16 protein-coding genes are annotated in these 20,176 nt (G+C 56.3%); 11 read left to right on the forward strand and 5 right to left on the reverse strand.

Going from position 1 to position 20,176, the window contains the following annotated elements:
• Positions 1–7 precede the first annotated feature (7 nt).
• The 6 genes from coaD to HMPREF0576_RS02570 are packed head-to-tail and all read left to right on the forward strand — an operon-like array spanning position 8 to position 4,354.
• Entirely contained in the window at positions 8–550 is a 543-nt protein-coding gene (gene coaD / locus HMPREF0576_RS02545) for a pantetheine-phosphate adenylyltransferase (protein WP_004006666.1), read from the forward strand.
• 8 nt (positions 551–558) lie between these two features.
• Complete coding sequence (locus HMPREF0576_RS02550; protein ID WP_004006667.1) at positions 559–1,326, forward strand: hypothetical protein; 768 nt, start codon at positions 559–561, stop codon at positions 1,324–1,326.
• Complete coding sequence (locus tag HMPREF0576_RS02555) at positions 1,319–1,960, forward strand: YceD family protein (RefSeq protein WP_004006668.1); 642 nt, start codon at positions 1,319–1,321, stop codon at positions 1,958–1,960. Before HMPREF0576_RS02550 ends, HMPREF0576_RS02555 begins: the two co-directional genes overlap by 8 nt.
• Positions 1,957–2,706 (forward strand): ribonuclease III, encoded by a 750-nt coding sequence (gene rnc / locus HMPREF0576_RS02560; protein ID WP_004006669.1) that lies wholly within the window; start codon positions 1,957–1,959, stop codon positions 2,704–2,706. Before HMPREF0576_RS02555 ends, rnc begins: the two co-directional genes overlap by 4 nt.
• A gap of 7 nt (positions 2,707–2,713) precedes the next feature.
• Positions 2,714–3,679: a bifunctional DNA-formamidopyrimidine glycosylase/DNA-(apurinic or apyrimidinic site) lyase gene (gene mutM / locus HMPREF0576_RS02565; RefSeq protein ID WP_004010581.1), complete on the forward strand. Its 966-nt coding sequence runs from the start codon at positions 2,714–2,716 to the stop codon at positions 3,677–3,679.
• A 12-nt stretch (positions 3,680–3,691) separates the two neighbouring features.
• On the forward strand, positions 3,692–4,354 hold the full coding sequence (locus tag HMPREF0576_RS02570; RefSeq protein ID WP_004010582.1) for a response regulator: 663 nt from the start codon (positions 3,692–3,694) through the stop codon (positions 4,352–4,354).
• A gap of 38 nt (positions 4,355–4,392) precedes the next feature.
• Here the strand turns inward: HMPREF0576_RS02570 and HMPREF0576_RS02575 are convergent, their stop codons facing one another.
• The 5 genes from HMPREF0576_RS02575 to HMPREF0576_RS02595 form a co-directional block, all read right to left on the reverse strand.
• Entirely contained in the window at positions 4,393–5,604 is a 1,212-nt protein-coding gene (locus tag HMPREF0576_RS02575; RefSeq protein ID WP_013189620.1) for a GAF domain-containing sensor histidine kinase, read from the reverse strand.
• 109 nt (positions 5,605–5,713) lie between these two features.
• Positions 5,714–7,657: a thiol reductant ABC exporter subunit CydC gene (gene cydC / locus HMPREF0576_RS02580; protein WP_004006673.1), complete on the reverse strand. Its 1,944-nt coding sequence runs from the start codon at positions 7,655–7,657 to the stop codon at positions 5,714–5,716.
• Positions 7,654–9,447, reverse strand: a complete 1,794-nt coding sequence (gene cydD / locus HMPREF0576_RS02585) for a thiol reductant ABC exporter subunit CydD (protein WP_181964218.1) — start codon at positions 9,445–9,447, stop codon at positions 7,654–7,656. The genes cydC and cydD overlap by 4 nt, the downstream gene beginning before the upstream one ends.
• Positions 9,448–9,574: 127 nt before the next feature.
• Positions 9,575–10,729 (reverse strand): cytochrome d ubiquinol oxidase subunit II, encoded by a 1,155-nt coding sequence (gene cydB, locus HMPREF0576_RS02590; protein ID WP_004006675.1) that lies wholly within the window; start codon positions 10,727–10,729, stop codon positions 9,575–9,577.
• 15 nt (positions 10,730–10,744) lie between these two features.
• Positions 10,745–12,352 (reverse strand): cytochrome ubiquinol oxidase subunit I, encoded by a 1,608-nt coding sequence (locus tag HMPREF0576_RS02595; protein ID WP_004006676.1) that lies wholly within the window; start codon positions 12,350–12,352, stop codon positions 10,745–10,747.
• Positions 12,353–13,344: 992 nt separating this feature from the next.
• On the opposite strand from HMPREF0576_RS02595, the gene HMPREF0576_RS02600 reads away from it, so the two are divergent.
• The 5 genes from HMPREF0576_RS02600 (at position 13,345) to whiA (ending at position 20,110) form a co-directional block, all read left to right on the forward strand.
• Positions 13,345–15,153, forward strand: a complete 1,809-nt coding sequence (locus HMPREF0576_RS02600) for an Rne/Rng family ribonuclease (RefSeq protein ID WP_004010584.1) — start codon at positions 13,345–13,347, stop codon at positions 15,151–15,153.
• Positions 15,154–15,221: 68 nt separating this feature from the next.
• On the forward strand, positions 15,222–17,024 hold the full coding sequence (locus HMPREF0576_RS02605) for an ABC-F family ATP-binding cassette domain-containing protein (RefSeq protein ID WP_004010585.1): 1,803 nt from the start codon (positions 15,222–15,224) through the stop codon (positions 17,022–17,024).
• 54 nt (positions 17,025–17,078) lie between these two features.
• A complete protein-coding gene (gene rapZ / locus HMPREF0576_RS02610; protein WP_004006680.1) occupies positions 17,079–18,014 on the forward strand; it encodes an RNase adapter RapZ in 936 nt (311 codons plus the stop codon).
• A 17-nt stretch (positions 18,015–18,031) separates the two neighbouring features.
• Positions 18,032–19,057 carry a gluconeogenesis factor YvcK family protein gene (locus HMPREF0576_RS02615; RefSeq protein WP_004010586.1) on the forward strand — a complete coding sequence of 342 codons (1,026 nt, stop codon included), beginning with the start codon at positions 18,032–18,034 and terminating at the stop codon, positions 19,055–19,057.
• 72 nt (positions 19,058–19,129) lie between these two features.
• On the forward strand, positions 19,130–20,110 hold the full coding sequence (whiA, locus tag HMPREF0576_RS02620) for a DNA-binding protein WhiA (RefSeq protein ID WP_004010587.1): 981 nt from the start codon (positions 19,130–19,132) through the stop codon (positions 20,108–20,110).
• The last annotated feature ends 66 nt before the right edge of the window (positions 20,111–20,176 follow it).

The following is a 20,176-nucleotide window of genomic DNA, read 5'->3' on the forward strand; positions in this document are numbered from 1 at the left end:
TGGATACGTGACTCAAGCGCTTTGCCCCGGAACTTTTGATCCCTTCACCTATGGGCACCTCGATATGGTGAAGCAATGTTTAGCTTTTGCCGATGTCGTGGTAATCGGAATTGCTAATAACTCAAAGAAAACTCCACTGCTTTCAGTGGAGAAACGTATCGAACTGGCGCAGACCACTATCCGGGAAGCGAAACTCGAGACGCGTGTCAATGTAGAGACCGTGGAGGGACTGTTAGCTGATTTCTGTAAAGAACATCAGATTGACGTCATCGCGAAAGGGCTGCGCACGTCCCAGGACTTTGATTACGAAAATCCAATGAGTCAGATGAATCGCCAAATCGGAGCTCCGCCGACCGTATTCGTGGGCTGCAAACCGGCGTTGATTCACGTCTCAAGTTCTATGGTTAAAGAAGTCGCCAGTTACGGGGCTGATGTCTATACGATGGTATGTGCGGATACTGCGCGGGCTCTGTATGAGGCTTACCAAGTCAGCCCGCCAAACCGGGATAATAATGTCATTGCAGCCCGTTTCGACAAACACAACAGCTAGGGAGAAAAATGAGCGAGGAAAACAGGGACGACGAGATGAAGGAATCGGCGGATTTACCTACCGCAACAGAGGACAGCGTGGACGAAACAGCTGCCGAGCAGGTAACCTCTGAGACTCTCGGCGAGGAGGTGGACTCAGCAACGCCGGAACAGAGCGATAAAGCAGAAATCGTGGAGCCGGAAGCCCTAACCTCGGAACAAATGGTGGCGGCACTGAACGCTCAGGACTATAAAGGCTCGGAGCTGATGGATGTATTAGCCCAGATAGAAGCCTTAATTTCACAAGCGCGCTCCCTGCCGATGAGTTCATCCGTGCTGGTCAATAAGGCTCAGGCGCTCTCCTTGGTGGAATCGGCGCGCGAAGCTATGCCGGCAGATATCCGTATCGCAAACCAGATTGTAGCTGGAGCCAATGCGGTCATCGCCCGTGCCCAAGAGGAAGCAGAGGAAGCTTTGGTGCAAGCAAATTCCACTTCTGAACGTATCCAAGCTGATGCCCATGCTCGTGCCGATGAATTGGTCAATCAGGAACGTATCGTCGTTATGGCCAAGGAACGTGCCGAGATGATTATCGAGACCGCGACCCAACAGGCTACTGACCTAGCGGCGGGAGCGGATCGCTATTGTGAGGAAAAGCTGACGGTGCTGGAAGAAACCCTCGACAAGCTAAAGGAACAGTCCGCCGCGGGGCGGAGAGTCTTAAGTGAACGCGCGCGCTTCAACCCCGACGATTTGCCCCACCTGGAAGGGGAGAACGCGGAGGTTAAAAATGACTAGCAGCGCCACAGCGCGTGATGCCGGTAAACCCTCTGCCCGGTCCACCGGTACGCAGACCGGGTCTGACTACTGCATCGGTTTAACCTCTCTGCCGGGCAATCCCGGAAAGACGCTGGAACTGCACGATTACCTGTTGCCGTTGCCAAGCACGTGGACGAATGGAGTCGTGGCTTTGCGGGAGCCCGAAGGTAGTTTCGAGGTCAGCTTGCAGTCCCTGCACGAGGGGATATTGGTCAGCTTGCAGGGGACGGTGCTGACCGATGCCCAATGCTCGCGCTGTTTGGACCCGGTTCCAAGTACAGTAGAGGTTAACGAAACGCAGATGTTTTTCTTTCCCGGAGCGCGCGAAGCTGCCCGCCGGGAGGGAGACGAGGAATGGGAAGACATCCTTGAAGTGAGTGCCGAAGACGAGGTGGACCTCGAACCGGTGCTGCGGGACGCTCTGGTGCTAGGCATGGAGACTCTGCCATTGTGCCGACCCGACTGTCAAGGATTGTGCCCGGATTGCGGAGAAAAATTTGAGAATTTGCCCGCCGATCACCATCACGAAGTTTTGGACCCGCGGTGGGCGGCGTTGGGAGATTTAGCGAAAGAGCTGCGCGCCCAGGAAACTGGAGGGGACGAAGCCTCGTGAATCAGTCCCCACGAAACACAGACAAAATTGGCGAACCGGGTCAACCTCGAGCCACCCTAGAACGTTTACTGGCGGACTGGGGACAACCGGTCGATACAGAACTTTTGGTGGTCGCGATGACGCACCGGTCCTTTGCCCACGAACATGGGAAAACTGGCTCAACCGGCACGAATGAACGGTTGGAATTCCTAGGGGATGCGGTGCTACAGATTGTGGTCACCGAATACCTGTTCCGTAACTTCCCCGATGTTCCCGAAGGGGAGTTGGCTCCGATGCGGGCCGCCACCGTCAGTCAAACCCCACTGGCGGAAGTTGCACGACGACTGCATCTGGGCGATTACATCTTGCTGGGAATCGGTGAGGACCGACAGGGAGGTCGAGAAAAGGACTCCATCCTGTCCGACACTTTAGAGGCTCTGATTGGTGCGTCCTACCTCACCTCAGGGTTGGAATCGACGCGCGTCACTATCGAGCGTCACCTCCGCCGATACTTGCGCAACGCGCCGCGCCGGGCGGTCGGGATGGATTGGAAGACCCATCTGAGCGAGTTCGCGGCCGCTAATTCTCTGGGTGAACCGGAGTACGTGGTGCAGGGGAGTGGACCGGACCATGCTCGGGTATTTACTGCTCAAATTCGTATAGCCGGTGAAGTGCTGGGCGAAGGTCAGGGAACCTCCAAGAAATCCGCTGAGCACAGCGCAGCCGAGGCAGCTTTCGAAATTTTGCAAGACCGTTTCGGGGAATAGATAGCATATGCCGGAGCTTCCCGAAGTGGAGACAATTCGCCGTAATCTGGAGCAAACCGTGGTGGGGGCGCGGGTTCTCAGTGTCAGCGACCCCACCCATGAGCGGACTTTGCGCAATCAGCAGGGGGGAATCACGGGGTTGCGCGCAGGACTGGTGGGGGCGTGTCTAGGTGCGGCAGTACGGCGCGGAAAGTTTTTGTGGTTTCCTTTGCTAGGGGATACCCCCAGGGAAAAAGGTCCGCTTGCCCTCGTGATGCACCTGGGTATGTCGGGACAGCTGCGAGTGGAATCTAGGGGCGCGACTTTGCACCGTAAAGAGGCAGCCGCGTCACCACAAGGCGCTCCGCAGCATTCGAGAGAGACTCGACTTTTGCCTCATGAACGCCTTCGCTTCACTCTCGACAATGAGAAAGACCTGGTATTTTGCGACCAGCGCACCTTTGGTCATGTCGAACTCCGACCGTTGCAACCCACCGCGGATGGTGCTCCCGGAGGGATGGGTGCCCCGGAACCGCTGCTACCGCAGGGCGTGGAACATATTGCCCGCGATGTGCTCGATCCGTGCCGAGATACAACAGATTTCGTGAAAAAAACTCATGCCAGCACGCGAGCAATCAAAACCAAGTTGTTGGATCAGAGCATTGTCTCCGGTATCGGAAACATTTATGCAGATGAAGGCTTATTTGCTGCCCGGATACATCCCGCTGCTCCCGGTCGGTCGCTCAGCGATAGGAAACTGCGGAAATTGCTAGGTGCCGTGGCGGCGGTGATGGAACAGGCGTTGGTCTTTGGGGGTACTTCATTTGACCGCTTATACGTGAATTCTTGGGGCAATCCAGGCGAATTCGCAAAAGAATTGCAGGTTTACGGACGGGGTGGACAAAGTTGCCACCGCTGCGGGACACGGCTCGATAAGATGATTATTGACGGTCGCTCCAGCGTGTTTTGTCCACGCTGCCAGCGAAAGCGTTAGGAAGGACCAGAGATGACTGAGCTGTCGGAAATTCGCGTCATGATTGTCGACGATCACGAGATTGTACGCCGTGGCATCGCTGAGATCGTGGATAGGGCTGCGGATTTACAGGTCGTCGCCGAAGCCGGCTCAGTTGCCGAGGCCCTCTCGAGAGCCGAGTTGGCAAACCCTAATGTGGTTTTGGTGGACTTGCAGCTGCCCGATGGCACCGGCATTGATTTGATTCGACAACTGCGAGTGATGACACCAAACGCGCGCATGATTGTGTTGACCTCCTTTGATGATGACGAGGCCCTGGCAGAATCCTTGGAAGTTGGGGCGGCTGCTTATTTGTTGAAGACTGTGGCAGGGGTGGAAATCACTAACGTTATCAAAGCAGTAGCGGCAGGCAGAACTCTGCTTGATGAACGCACCGTGACACGCACCAGCGCTAATCGCAGCGGTCCTACCGAACGCTTGACCCCTACCGAAAAGAAAATTCTGGGATTAATCGGCGATGGTCTGTCTAATCGAGAAATCGGGGACACTTTGGGAGTGGCTGAAAAGACCGTGAAAAACCACATTACCGCACTGCTGTCGAAGATGGGTCTGCAGCGGCGCACTCAGGTGGCAGCGTGGGTGGCTTCGCAGCGCTCTGCCGAGTGGCGCAAGAATTCTCCGCGTGCCGAACTGTAACCACCACAGCAGTTGACCAGGGGGTACCTCTCGCGTAGCTACTCAAGCGGAATGCACCAGGTCAGAAGGGTTCCGCTGGCTCCGTCAGGGCGTTTTCCGATGCGCATCATCCCCAGGTGAATCGTGGCGCGGGCGGTCATGTTGGCTAAGCCTGAATGGTGATCAATCCTGGAATCAAGCCCGCACCCGTCATCCTGAATCTCTACTCGCAGCATCCCATTGGTCTGGGTGGGCAGGGGAACGCTTGCTTCATTGAGGGCGCAGCGAGGCGGAACCAACCCCGGATTAAACCAAATATCGACTTCCAGACGTACCTCAGTAGCATGAGCGTGCCGAGCCACATTCGTCAGTCCCTCTCGTACTACCGCAAGAACATCAGAGATGAGAGAATCCGGTAACCTGTGGCGCAGCCGTTCCTCCATCCTTTCCATATTGTCCAGAGTGCAAACTTCATTATCTAGGCGCACAATGAGTGACGGGGCAAAGCCGAGGGAGCGGCGAGACAGCGAAGCCTCCATTCGCAACCCACCCAAAAGTTCCGGTTCGGCAGTGTCTTGATCTTTCAGTTCACTGACAATCCGACGGATTTCCCCTACCGAGTCGCCCACTGAATGCAGCGCTTCATCCAGAGTCGTGCGAATTGTCTGTGCCGTGAGTTCCCGATCGCTGAGGTCTTCCTTTAGCGCTTCGAGATGCAGAGAAGTCGCGAACAATTGTTGGATAGCCAGGTCATGCAGGTCGCGGGCAATGCGCTGGCGTTCTTCCAACAGCTCCGCACGATCCTCGGACTGTCGCACGCCGGACAAGCGCAACGCTAGGGTAGCTTGGGCCGCAAAATTCTCGGCGGAGCGCAAATCCGGGACGGTAAATTCGGGGCTGCCGGGATTGCGAAATAGGATAATCACACCGCTGGCAGCACCGCGCTCGCTCATCGGGGCATAGAGAGCCGGACCAAAAATGGACAGTTCCGGAATTCGCAGTAAGTTGGCGCGCTCCATAGATTCCACGATAATGCCAACATTGTTGCGGATGACCGACTGGGCGCGTCCTTCGGGAGGAAATTCCAAACCAATCATCTGTGCGGCTGCCTCGCCGTCAGCAATTTCACAGATGTATTTTCCGCCCAAGCTGGGCAGCACAATCAAGGTCGTATCAGCCTCCGCCACCCGACGCACGGAGGAAGCAATGAGAGCCAGTGCTTCCTCCTCATCGGTATCTTCCAACAGAGCCGTGGTGATGCTTTGGCTCATGCGGTTCCATCGCTGTAAAGTTTCAAGCTCCAAGTTCAGTGCATTAATTTTTTCACGCAAAACAGCATGACTTTCCCCTAAATATTTATTGACCTTGGGGCTGACTCGCTCAGACGTAGCTCTTCTCCTGTTCTAGGTTCCAACGGTAAGTGGGGTTAGTCTCGACCAAACTAGCGTGTGTTCCCCGCGCGGTGATGCGGGTCACCTCGTCATTTTCGCTATCCAGCTTACCGAGCACAATAACTTCATCGGCTTTGTCCAGGGCGCTGAGCCGGTGAGTGACCAACAGCACACCACGTTCCCCACTCTTGCCGGTAGACAGCAGGTCGGAGACAAGCTGGTCAGCCATAGCCCCGTCCAGATGCTCGCCGGGCTCGTCCAGGGCAAGGAGTTGCGCTGGGGTCGCCAAAGCTCGTGCCAACAGGATGCGTCGGCGCTCCCCGCCGCTCAACGCTGCCCCGTCCATGCCGAGTAGAGTGTCCAGACCATCTGGGGCAGCCTGCAGCCACTGACCCATCCCGGCCTCTTGCAACAGCTTTTCCGCCTCTAGGGTTCCTACATTGGCTCGTGCTACCCGAATGTTTTCCAGGGCGGTAGTGGCAAAAATATGGGCGTCCTCTGCGGTCATCACGATTTTTTCACTCACGATGGACCGCGGCAGCGCGGTGATGTCGATTCCTCCCAGTGTCAGGCTGCCACCTCGGGGGGGAATCAAGCCTGCCAAAGTATAAAGCAGTGTGGATTTGCCAATTCCAGAGCGCCCGACAATTGCCAAAGCCTTGCCGGGGCATAGGTCCAGGTCAATCCCGCTGGCAATAATCGGTCCGCCGGGCCACCCAATCTCCAGGTCTTTTGCCACCAGATGAGCCTCAACTTCGGTGACGGGTGAGATTTCCGCGTGGTGCCCTTCCTCGTTGAAGACTGCCTTCGGGGCAGCATTGCTGTTCGGGGCGGCGTCCGCGGCGTAAATCTGTTTCAGGGCTGTCTCGACATAGTCCGCTCCACCCATCAAATCCACCAGCCGGGTCGCGGCGGCACCGGAGGACACCAGCTGTACCGCAGCGGCAGCCAGTTGGGAGGTTCCTTCAAAGGCTGCCAGGGGAGCCAGCACTAAAATCGCCAGGTTTACGTCCCACAGTTGACCGCTGACGACCAGGGGAGTGCCAATCAGGAAACCGCACAGGACTGCCGCGCCCATCGAAATATTGTCAATAAAGGCGGCGATTGCAGAAGGACGGGCAGCCTTGTCTTTAAGCTTTTGGATGACTTGTTCCACCTGGTTCAGGTGGTCTTGTGCGGCTTGCAAGCGTCCGGAAACCGCCAACTCGCTGGCATTCATCAGCAGGTTTTGGGCGCTGGCAGTCAGCTCTATCTGAGCCTGCTGGGAGGCTAACTCGGCGATACGTGCCGAACGAATCGTCAGGAGGGGTCCCACCACGCCAGCCATCAGCAGACAGATTAGCAGCGTGAGCGCCGCCAGGGGAGCCAGGAACCAGAATAATATAACGGTGGCGATGGCAGTGATAGCGGTAACCATTCCGGGGAGGACAGACTTCACCACGAAGTCTCCGACCGAATCGACATCGCCTCCGGTACGCGCCAAGATTTCTCCGCGTCGCAAAGCCGCGATGTTCTTTGCCGGGCGACCAGCCAAAATGCGGTAAACCGTGTGGCGCAAATCAGCGACTCCCAACAGGGCGACCTTGTGAGACGCTAGGCGCTCCAGATAGCGAAAGAGTGCCCTGCCAATCCCAAAGAAACGTACCGCTACGGCTGCGACCGCCAAATCCATCCACAGAGCGTCAATCTGGGCAGCACGGGCAATGAGCCAAGCCGCCACGACCGACAGCCCGATGGCGCAGACTAGCGTCGAAACACCCAAGAGAATAGCCAGAGCCATATTGGCACGATTCAAGCGCATCATTCTGTAGGTCAGGCGCAGGTTACGCAGCTCCTCGCGAGAAATAAATGCGGTATTTGGCATGGCAGAGCTGGCGGACTCAGCAGCAGATTCCATAAACTCGGCGGGAAAAGTTGACTTGTTGCTACTCATGCGCGCACCTCGTTATCAGCAAAATCAAGATTCAAAATGAGTGGGGGCAAATCCTCACGCCCATCTGGTTTGCGTTTGTGTGCTCGGACCTTCGGCTTTGCCGCAGCTGCTGCCTGGGCTTCCTGTTCCACCTCAGCTGCGGTGAAGGGTCTGGTGTCTACCGGAATGGACACATCGGCTACGTTCAGCACTGCTTGACGGTGGGCAATGACAACTACGGTTTTACCTTGGGACTTTAGGGTTTTAATTCCAGCGATTACCTGGGTTTCCAGGTTCGCATCGAGGTGCGCGGTCGGCTCGTCCAAGACGATGAGCTGCGCCTGTTGAGTCAGTGCATGGGTCAGTGCCAAGCGTTGCCGCTGACCGACGGACAGACCCAAGCCACCAGCGCCAAGCTGGGTCAGCCAGCCTTGTGACAACCCCTGTACCACCTCGTCAAAGTGCGTGATGCGACTGGCTTCCACTAGGGCGGGACTGGGCTCGGTTCCGGACTCGCCTAAGTTTTCTAACACTGTGCCGGGCAGGATAGCAGGATTTTGAGGAACCCAAGCACACTGCTCCCACCACGAGGCGAGGTCGATTTCGGGCAGTGGTACACTCCCCGCAGGTCCGCTCACCGTCAGTTCCCCCTGGTCGATGGTTTGCAGCCCTAGCATGCTCATGGCAGTGGTCGTTTTCCCGGAACCGCTGGCACCGGTCAGAGCATAAATTTTCCCCGGTTCGAGGTTGGCAGTCAGACTGGCAGGAGCCCACATTCCGCGGGCTTTCACCCCTACGTCATGCAGCTGGATAGTGGCTTTGGTCAGGTCAGGAGCCGCGATATGTCCTGTTTTGGGCAACGGTTCTTCCAAGATAGCAAAAGCGGCTTCCGCGGCGGTAACCCCATCAGAGGAGGCATGGAACTGTTTGCCCACTTCCCGCAGCGGGCTAAACACCTCCGGTGTCAGCATAATGACCAGCAGCCCGGTGAACAGGTCAAGTTGGTTATTCAACAAGCGAATTCCGACTTCGACCGCTACCAGTGCTACACACAGTGTGGTCAAGAATTCCAGGGCACCGCCACTCATAAACGCGACACGTAAAGTCTGCATGGTGGAACGGGAATATTCGTAACCGACGCGTTTCACCTGCTTGGCAGGATCTTGTTCGCGACCCAAGGACTTGAGAGTAGCCAGACCAGCCAATAGATCCACCAGCTGACCGCCCATGCGTTTCATGGAGGCCAAACGTTTATCAGAGTATTCCTGGGTCAAAATCCCGATGAGAATCATGAACAGGGGGATGAGTGGGATAGTTGCCAGTACGAAAATGGCACTAATCCAGTCGAGGTAAACGATTACCAACAATGTCAGGGGAGTAACTGTCACCGAGAGTAAAAGCTGGGGGAGAAAAAAGACAAAGTAGGCGTCGAGATCTTTCAAGGCGCGTACGACTGTGGTGACGGTGTCTTGACCGTGTTGGGTTTGCCAGCGGGGACCGAGCTTCGTGGCATGAGTCAGGACTTTTTGCCGGATTTCCCGGATCGCGCCCGTCGCTGCTCGGTGCGCAAACCACTGTCGAATCAGCAGGGACAAGCCCCTGCCCAAAAGGACTAAGACCAACACGCCGAGGGTGGGAACGATGAAAGACAGAGGCTGATGTTCCATGATGACCGGGGTCGCGGCTTTGGAGATAAGCCAATCTTGCGCGATGATGAAAACTGCTGAGAGAAAACCGAAAACGGTGATAAAGATAATGTATCCGCGGGCGGTTTTGGCGTACTTCAGCAGTCGGGGATCCAGGGGTTTCACCCCCTCAGCTTTCCATATTTTAGAGAAAATCTCCACAGCGAGCTCAGCCAAAAATCCCTGATAAAACTGGTGCGGGCGGGTCACCGTGGTGACCCGCCCGTAACGGTTTAGACCGTCGTCGCTTTATTTAGCCAACCAGGAAGTTCGCGCCTTCGCGAATCTTGCCGGGCTCCAGACCGCCCGCAGGCGCCACGCTGATACGAGCGCGGAACATGTAGACCGACCAGATGGTGTAGCCCAACACGATTGGAACCAGGATGATGGCCGCTACGGTCATCACAATCTGGGTACTGGGAGAAGCCGCAGACTGAGCAATAGTCAGCGAGTATGCCGGATCAATCGAGGACTTCATCACGTTGGGGAAGAGCATGGCGAACACCCAGGCAACGCTCATTGCAATCGCAACGGAGTTGAAAGTGAAAGCCTTAGCCGAAGCGCCCTTGAACGCGAAGAGCAGGCTGACGATGAGGCAGACTGCAGCGACAACCAGGAACACCAGGGCGAAGAGGAAACCAGCGCCCTTGAACGCGAAAGTGCCCCACACCGCAAAGACCGCGGTTAGGACGGTCGAAACCAGACCCAACTTCGGGGCAAGCGCGACTGCGCGTTCCTGTACCGCTCCGTCGGTCTTCAGAGCCAAGAAGTTGGCACCTTGGACCAAGGACAGGGAGGCAATCACCAAACCACCGAGAATTGCGAAGCCAGAACCGCCAATCAGCAAGCTCACCAGCTGGCTGAAGGGGAATTCGCCCAAACCAATGAAGGAGTGAATCTGAGACATACCGGCGTTAGCGATGTCAACGTTTTCAGGACCAACCTCGGTGAACGGAGTCTTGGGATCTGCCACGATAATCTTCATGCCAGCGACCAGGTTGCCAAAGGCTACGCCCAGCAGAACCGGAACCAGCCAAGCTGCGATGGTCTGGATAGTATCCCAAGTGCCACGCCACTGCAGCGTGTCCACCTTGTTACGCCATTCAATAGCCGCAATACGACCAATCAAGCACAGCAGAACCAAGAACAAAGCGATGTACATACCGGAGAACATCACGGCGTACCATTCGGGGGATGAAGCGAAAGTCGCACCACCAGCGGTGAGCAGCCACACTTCGTTGCCGTCCCAGTGCGGACCGATGGCGCGAACCATCTGACCACGCTCGTCATCGGTCTTGCCGATGATGCGCAGCAACATGCCCGTGCCCAAGCCGTAGCCTTCGAGGACGAGATAACCAGCCCACAGAACTGCTACGAGGATAAACCAAAGGATTTGCAGAAAAGTCATTGTCTGAATTCCTCCTTAGTAAGCGAACGACAAGTCTTGAGAGGCAGCGTTCGGACCACCATCGGAGGCCGGGGTGTTGATGCCCTCTTTGGAGTAACGAACCATGAGCTTGAACCAGATGATACCGAGCACCAGGTAAACCAAAGTGAACAGAATCAGCGAAATCAAGAACTCAAGCGGGTTGACTACACCAGACAAACCATCGCCAGTCAGCATGAATACGCCGGCAGCGTCGGTCTTAACCGCGAGGTCTGAACCAAAAGCGTCCTGGTTCGGGTACACGATGAAGGGCTGACGACCAAACTCGGTCATAATCCAGCCGAAGGATGCCGACAGGAACGGCATCGGCAGCGTAATCAGGGCGAGATTCTTCAGACCCTTAGAGGTCGAAACCTTGCCACCGCGAGTCTGGTACAGACCAACCAGTGCCAAGACTGCGCAGAACAGCCCCAAGCCCATCATCAAGCGGAAGGACCAGAATACCAAGAGCAGGGAAGGCGAGTAAGGCGCCCAGCTGTAAACACCGGTTTCACCCTTAATCCCGGAGGTGTTAGCGGTGTCGATATTCGGAGCCTTATCACCGAACTTGTCCGCGGCGTTCTCCAACATGGTCTGGGTACGCTCGGAAGAGTCAGCCATACCAGCGATAGAACGGGAGAACGAGTTGTGTGCCACGAAACCGAGCAGACCCGGAATCTTACCGACACCGACCTCGGTCAACGGCCAAGTACCGTCGTCGTTCTTTTGGATGTCCTGCGGGCAATCCGAGAAGGCTAGCAGCGCCAGTGCGCCGGATTCACCGGCACACAGACCCTCAGCGGCAGCCATCTTGGCAGGCTGGTAGTAAACCAGGTGCTGACCTTGCAGGTGACCCGAAGCGATGGTCAAAACACCGGAGACCAACATGATGGTCATGCCCCAGCGGGCAATCGGACGCCAGACTTCGCGAGCTTCGGTATCGCCGATACCGCCAGCGTTGGCGGCGCGAACCATCCACCACAAAGAAATGCCAGCCACGATGGTGGAGGCCAGCAAAATAGAAGAAGTTACTACGTGGAACACCGCGAGCCACATGGTGGAGTTGGTAACAACCTGGAAGAACGCGGTAGCGCCATTCAAGGTTGCACGACCGGTAGCCGGGTCAAAGACTGCCCCTACCGGGCGCTGCATCCAGGAGTTAGCGCCGATAATCCACAACATAGAAGTGTTGACGCCGACCATTACCAGCCAAGACACGACAACGTGAGCTTTCTTGGAGATCTTGCCCCAACCGAAAATCCACACTCCGAGGAACGTGGACTCCATAAAGAACGAGAGCAGAGCCTCAAAAGCCAGAGGAGCGCCGAAGATATCACCGACGAAGCGGGAGTACTCGGACCAGCCCATGCCGAATTGGAATTCCTGCACGATACCGGTTGCAACGCCCAGGGCAAAGTTAACAATAAACAGCCTTCCAAAGAACCGTGTCGCCTTTAGCCAGTATTCCTTGCCGGTGCGGTACCACAGTGTTTCCATCAGTGCTACCAGCAAGGACATGCCAATGGTGAACGGAACCAGGATGAAGTGGTAGACGGTTGTGATACCGAACTGCCACCGCGCCAAGTCGAGGCTTTCAAGCCCCATTGAGACGACGGTCACCTTTTCCGCCTTTCCGTAGAATTTATAGAAATTGCATGAGGACCAGATTTACTTCGTGGTCACGCAGCGTAATCGCCAAGTGAACCTGAGCCATCTCTTAAATCTACCCTAAAATTTTACCAACTTGTACATTTCGGACCTGCGCAGAAGTTTTTTTCTGGGCAAAATTCTCACGGTGCGATAGGATGTCGGACAGAGATAGGAATGTCTTGAGCAGCCCAAGTCGGCGACTCGGAACTTTTTGTGGACGCAGTCTCACGGTTTCATTAGTCCGGTTTATCCCGTCTCTCTCTAGACTTTCCACCGTTTGGTGATGACTGATAACTAAATAGACCGGCAGGTTGCTGGCTGGTCTCTGCAGGAGCTTTATAGTGAATAAGACAACAGAATCTGATGCTAATACGGTTGCTAAAAAAACTTCCCGTAATTCTGGTGCGGCACGCGCGCGTACTCGGGTCTCCGCAGCCAAAGATACGAAAGACGAGACTTTCCAAAAAGTTAATTCCTCAGCCAGCAAGGCAGTAAAGGATTCCAATCCGACTTTCTCTGCTTCGCAAGCGTTGTCTGCCGCCAGTGCGCCCAGTGCCGGGGTAGCTCTGCCTGCTGCCAGTTTGCTTTTCCAGGCCCCGGACCTGTCCAGCTTTGCGCCGGCAGCACCAGCCGAAGAAAAACCCGCTCGTAATTCCCGCTCTAAACAAGGCAGTGGCAGTGGCGCCACAGCTGAGTCGGAAAGCCACGGTCGAAAGAAGTCTGCGGCTACAAAGAATGAATCGGCATCGAGCTCTCGGACTAACTCCAGAACTTCCAGTCGCAAAAAACCTTCGGCGAACGATACCCCAGAGGGAGCTAACTCTCCCGCCGACCGGAAAGACACGACTTCAGAGGACGAGAACAGTACGACGCGTCGGCGCCGTCGCCGGACTCGTTCCGATAGTGGGGAGAACGAGGAAGTCAAGGCTCTCGACGGCTCCACCCGGTTGGAAGCAAAACGGATTCGCCGGAAGGCGGGACGAAAGGAGAGTCGTAAACGGACTCCCATCACGGAAGCGGAATTCCTGGCTCGCCGAGAAAACGTGAAGCGCGAGATGGTCGTGCGCGAACGAGACAATCTGAACCAGATTGCGGTTTTAGAGGACGGCTTACTGGTCGAACATTATGTTTCGCGCCATACCCAAGAGACTGCCGTGGGTAACGTTTACTTGGGCAAGGTACAAAACGTGCTGTCCTCGATGGAGGCGGCTTTCGTAGACATTGGTAAGGGTCGCAACGCGGTCCTCTATGCCGGGGAAGTAAACTGGGACGCCGCCGGTTTGAATGCTAAGACTGGGCGTATTGAGGAAGCCCTCAATCCTGGTGACCTGGTTTTGGTACAGGTCACCAAGGATCCGATTGGTCATAAGGGTGCTCGTTTGACGTCACAAATTACCCTGGCTGGTCGTCACTTGGTGTTGGTGCCCAGCGGTGCGATGACCGGTATTTCACGCAAATTGCCTGAGGAGGAACGTAAACGTCTGAAGGCTCTGCTGAAAACTATGATTCCGGCTGGGTACGGAGTGATTGTGCGGACTGCTGCGGAGGGCGCCACGGAAGAACAGCTGCGTGCCGATGTGGAGCGTCTCACTCGGATTTGGGAAGAAATCGAGACGAAACAGCGCAAGACCCGCAACGGACCGGTCCTGCTGCACGGAGAACCCGAACTGGCAGTGCGGGTCGTGCGTGACATATTTAATGAGGACTTCCGCTCCCTGACCATTCAGGGTGACAACGCATGGAAGACCATTTCCAAGTATGTGCGCGATTTGTCCCCAGAATTAAAGGACCGCCTGAAGCATTGGGAAGGCGAGGATGACATTTTTGCTGCCCATCGTATTGATGAACAGCTCGCAAAAGGCTTTGAACGCAAAGTATGGCTGCCCAGTGGCGGCTATCTCATTATCGATAGAACCGAAGCAATGACGGTCATTGATGTGAACACCGGGCGCTATATCGGGGCGGGAGGCACCCTGGAAGAAACCGTCACCAAGAACAACTTGGAGGCCGCCGAAGAAATCGTGCGTCAGCTGCGGCTGCGAGATATCGGTGGCATCGTGGTCATCGACTTTGTGGACATGGTTATCGAATCGAACCGGGATTTGGTACTGCGCCGCCTGGTGGAATGCTTGGGTCGTGATCGGACTCGTCACCAGGTCACCGAAGTGACCTCCCTGGGTCTGATTCAGATGACCCGCAAACGGGTCGGGCAGGGGCTGGTGGAAGCCTTTTCGACCCAGTGTGAATGCTGTGATGGGCGTGGCTTCATCGTCCACGATGTGCCGGTTGAGAACAATGGGCAAGCCCCGGAAGACGTGGTGTCACATTCCTCTGCCCGACGCGGTTCGGCGTCTGGGACCAGCTCGAAACGTGGTCGGTCCCGAGCGAAATCCGTGAAGGAAACAAATCCGGAAGTGCGTCAGACTATGGCGGCTATCGCTACCGCAGCTCATGCCTCTGAGGAACATGAGTCATCCGCAACCGCCTCGGAATCGCACTCGTCGCGAACTACGGAACCGAAACTTTTGACATCATCGACGGAAAGACCTTCCCTGGAAAAGGCTGCGGAAAAGCCCTCCTTAGAAAGGGTCACCGAGAAACCCGCTTTGGATGGTGCACAAGCGCGCCTAGAACTGACTGAAGCCGAGACTCCCACGGAGAATACTGCGCCGCGTCGTCGTCACCGGAGGGCTGCTTCTACCGGGGTCATCAATACGGATTCCACGAACGCCGATATTGTGGTCTCACAAGGGTAGTTTCCCGGTTTTTTCGCAGTTGGTCCGGTTCCACAGAGGGGTACCGGCAGTTTTGAGAGTGAGGCGTCTTGGGTAACCTTTTGGGTGGGCAAAACCTGCATGTGGAATACCCGGACAAGCTGCTGCTGGACGATGTCACGGTGGGAGTTTCCGCTGGGGATCGTATCGGAATCGTTGGTCGCAACGGAGATGGCAAATCAACGCTGCTCCGGGTGCTGTTTGGAGCCCAACAGCCACATTCCGGGCTCGTTACCCGGTGCAACGGGCTGCGGGTGGCTCTGTTGGGACAAGAGGACGTTTTAAGCGGCTCCGACACTGTGGAAACTGTGCTGTTAGCAGGCTCCAAACACCACGAAGTCCTCAGCGACCCGCGCATTCGCGAAGTGCTGGACGGGCTGCTGCCCGCTATCGCATGGGAATCGCCGGTAGAAGCCCTGAGCGGAGGACAGCGGCGACGTCTCGCCCTGGCCAAACTCCTGATTGGCGATTGGGACGTCATCGGGCTGGACGAGCCCACGAACCACCTGGATATGGAAGGCGTAGCGTGGCTGGCGCACCACCTCAATCGCCGCTGGTCCACGCGGGAGGGTGCCCTGCTGCTGGTGACGCACGACCGGTGGTTTCTCGATGCGGTGTCGCGCGATACTTGGGAAGTTCACGACGGTAGGGTGGAGCCCTTTGAAGGAGGCTACGCGGCATATATTTTGGCTCGCGTGGAACGTGATCGTCAGGCTGCCCTCGCTGCCGAAAAGCGTCAAAATCTGTTACGCAAAGAACTGGCGTGGCTGCGGCGCGGAGCTCCGGCGCGAACTTCCAAACCGAAGTTTCGCATCGATGCCGCCAACGCTCTCATCGAAGATGTCCCGCCGGTGCGCGACACGGTGCAGCTGGTGAAACTGGCCACCAGAAGGCTCGGCAAAATCGTCGTGGACCTGGTGGACGTGGATTTTTCCTACGACGGGTCGGACGATTCACGCCCGGTTTTACGCGATGTGACTTGGCGGGTGGCTCCGGGAGAGCGCGCCGGAATCTTGGGAGCTAATGGGGCGGGAAAGTCAACCCTGCTGGGTTTGCTGGCAGGGGAGCTCACCCCGACTCGGGGACGGCGCCGCGAAGGTAAAACCGTCCAGATTGGCATCTTGGACCAAGAGTTTCGGGCACTGCGTGAAATCGCGGAGTACCGTGTCTATCAGGTACTGGGCAAGCTCAAAGGTTCTTTCGAAGTGGAGGGCAAGGAACTCAGCCCCGCCCAGATGCTGGAACGTTTGGGATTCAATTCCTCTCAGCTACAAGCCAAAGTGGGGGCGTTGAGCGGAGGACAGAAACGACGTCTGCAAATCCTGCTGTTACTGCTGGAAGAACCGAATGTGCTGATTCTGGACGAGCCCACCAACGATATTGATACGGATACTCTGACCGCTTTGGAAGACTTGTTGGATGCCTGGTCAGGAACGTTGCTGGTGGTCTCCCATGACCGCTATCTCATCGAACGCATTACCGATAATCAATACGCCGTTATTGACCACGGGTTGCGCCACCTTCCCGGAGGCGTGGACGAATATTTGGAGCTGGCAGCTCAGGCGCGGCAAGCCAGCCGACCCAAGTCTGACGAGCCGTTGATGTCACAGACTCCCCTTGTGAACGGAAAAACCAGTTCCAAAGCCGATTACGAAACCCAAAAACGTCTGCAATCCGTGGAACGCAAGATTGCCAAGGCCACCGGGCAGGTCACCCAGATTGAATCTCAGCTGGCAGCCACAGACCCCGCAGACTATGAAAAACTGGCAGATTTAGCCAAAGAATTGCACGCTGCCCGTGATCAACTCGAACGACTTGAGGAACAATGGATGGAAGCGGCGGAAGAGCTTTAGATTTGGGCGCTTGCAAATCCTGAACTTCCCCCGGCAACTCGATAAGCTGGAAACATGAGTGAAGATTCCACCCCGACGGTTCCCTCCGGTATTCCCCAGTTGGATGCCCAGTCCGTGCGCGACGTTAGCGAACGCGCCCAGATGATGATTATTACCGGGATGAGTGGGGCTGGGCGCAGCCAAACCGCTCAGGTCTTGGAGGATTTGAACTGGTATGTGGTGGATAATCTGCCTCCCCGGATGCTCGGTCCTTTGGCGCGTATGATGACCCCCGGCGGCGAGGGTGTGCACCGTCTAGCAGTGGTCGTGGATGTCCGTTCGCGCAGTTTCTTTTCCGAATTTATGTCGACCTTGGATGCCTTACGCGAAGCTCAAGTCGATCTGCAAGTGTTGTTTCTCGACTGTTCGGACGCGGTGCTGGTGCGGCGCTACGAACAGGTGCGCCGCCCGCATCCGCTGCAGGGGGAAGGGCGGATTATGGACGGGATTGCCTCGGAACGGGATTTGCTCGGACCGATTCGCGACCGTGCCAATATTTATGTGGATACGACCCACATGAATGTTCACGACCTGGCCAGGAGGATTCGTGAAATCGTGTCCGGAGAATCCGTCAATGGTTTGAACGTGACGGTGATGAGTTTCGGGTTTAAATACGGTTTACCCATGGACGCCGATCACGTGGTCGATGTGAGATTTTTCCCTAATCCTTACTGGGTGACGGAGCTGCGGCATCTGACCGGTCGGGACGAAGCAGTGGCGAAATATGTTCTGAGTCAGCCTGGAGCCAGTGAATTTGCCCAAAACTATGTTGATACTCTGGCGCCGGTGCTGAATGGCTACCTGCACGAGTTGAAGCCGTTTGTGACGATTGCCGTGGGGTGTACCGGAGGTCAGCATCGTTCGGTGGCGATGGCAGAACGCCTGTCTAACCTGTTGCGATCTAAAGGCTTCCAGGTGCGTACCGCGCATCGTGATATTGGTAAGGAATAATTCGGGGGATTGTAAGCATGGAGACACAAGGACATTATTTTGAACCTCCCCAAGATTCCGTGTGGCCGGGGCGCGCGAGCGGTCCGAAAGTGGTGGCTTTTGGTGGGGGACACGGACTGTATGCTACGCTTTCAGCTCTGCGTCACCTTACTACTGACCTCACGGCGGTCGTCACCGTAGCTGATGATGGAGGTTCCAGCGGGCGTTTACGGCAAGAGTTCGACCTGCTGCCACCGGGGGATTTGCGCATGGCTTTGGCAGCGCTGTGCGATGAGTCTGATTGGGGTCTAACCTGGCGTGATATCCTGCAGTTTCGGTTTAAATCGAACGGAGAAATGAACGGCCACAACCTGGGCAATCTGTTGTTGGCTGGCTTGTGGCAGATTCTGGATGATCCGGTGGCGGGACTGGAATGGATGACCCGGCTGTTGGATGCACAAGGTCGAGTGTTGCCGATGTCTACCGTCCCCATGGCTATCGAAGCTGATTTGGAAGTCAACGGAGAAATCCAAACGATACGCGGGCAATCTAAGATCGCGAAAGCGCCGGGAGTGGTGCGCAGAATCCGTTTGGATCCTCCCGACGCTCCGGTTACGCCGCAGGTCCTGCAGGCGCTCACAAGTGCGGATTGGGTGGTTTTGGGACCGGGTTCCTGGTACACCTCGGTGATGCCACATTTGCTGATTGCAGACTTACGGAAGGCGTTGGTGCGCTCTCCGGCACGGAAAGCGCTGGTGCTGAACCTCAGCCGCCAACGCGGAGAGACACAAGACTTGACCCTTCCCGACCATTTGCGGGTATTGCATCAGATTGTGCCGGAGTTGCGACTGTCTGTGGTCATTGGGGATCCCGTTTCGGTGACCGATATTGATGACTTGCAAGATGCCGCTAACGACCTGGGAAGTCAGGTCATGTTGCGCCAGATTTCAATCGGAGACGGCACCCCACGTCACGATTCCTTGCGGCTAGCGGCTGCGTTCAAGGATGCAATGAGCGGAAACTGGGGAGATTTATCCAGTATCGAGGTCCTCGACAATCATTAGCTAGAATGGTGATTGGACTCACTAATCTGCTCATAAACGTGCCGATTCTCACAACCAGGAGGAAGTTACACTATGTCCCTTACGGCAGCCGCGAAAGACGAGCTCGCGGGGGTTCGCGTCGAATCGCGAGCTGATTTTCGCGCTGAGATATCTGCGCTGCTGCGATTCGCGGGGGGAATTCACCTGGTGGCGGGATCCATCGTGGTGGAAGCGGAACTGGATCATGCCAATAGTGCGAAGCGGCTGCAGTTCGCTTTGCAGAACCTGTATCACGCGGCATCTTCCGTGGTGGTGGTCAGTGGAACCGGAATCCGTAAATCGGATCGTTACGTGGTGCGGGTGGTCTCCGGGGCGGAAAAGCTGGCGAAAGAAACTGGTCTGTTGGATAAGCAGGGGCGTCCGGTGCGAGGTCTGGCACCGGAAATTATCGCCGGGTCCCTGTCCGGATGTGTCGCCGCGTGGCGCGGAGCTTTCTTGGCGCGTGGTTCGCTGACGGAACCAACCCGATCATCGGCACTGGAAGTTACGGCGCCCGGTCCTGAAGCGGCACTTGCTCTGGTAGGGATGGCACGGCGGATGGGAGCGAACGCAAAATCACGAGAAGTGCGTCAACTTTGTCGAGTAGCCGTGCGAGAAAACGATTCGATTCGGGCGTTGCTGACGCAGATGGGTGCGTTAAAGGCTTTAAACGAGTGGGCAGATAAACGTGAAAGGCGCGAAAAGCGCGGGGAAGTCAACCGGTTGGCTAATTTTGATGATGCCAATATGCGCCGATCCACCCGGGCTGCCGTGCTGGCAGGGGCACGTGTGCGCCGGGCTTTTGAAATCCTGGGCGATGACATTCCGCCGCATCTCATTTCCGCTGGGCGGCTGCGGCTGGAATACAAACAGGCTTCGCTGGAAGAACTCGGTCAGCTCAGTGAGCCGCAGCTGACGAAAGACGCGGTGGCAGGTCGAATTCGTCGTCTGTTGGCAATGGCTGATAAACGAGCCGAAGAATTGGGGATTCCTGACACCGAGTCAGGGTTAAATTCAGAAGTGTTGGATTCATGACCTTTACCGGCTATGCCGTGTTGTATCCGGGTCAAGTGCCGCGTGACCCTGTTAACGGCGACGTGA

The organism is Mobiluncus holmesii ATCC 35242, from assembly GCF_000185445.1.
Classification (GTDB): Bacteria; Actinomycetota; Actinomycetes; order Actinomycetales; family Actinomycetaceae; genus Mobiluncus; species Mobiluncus curtisii.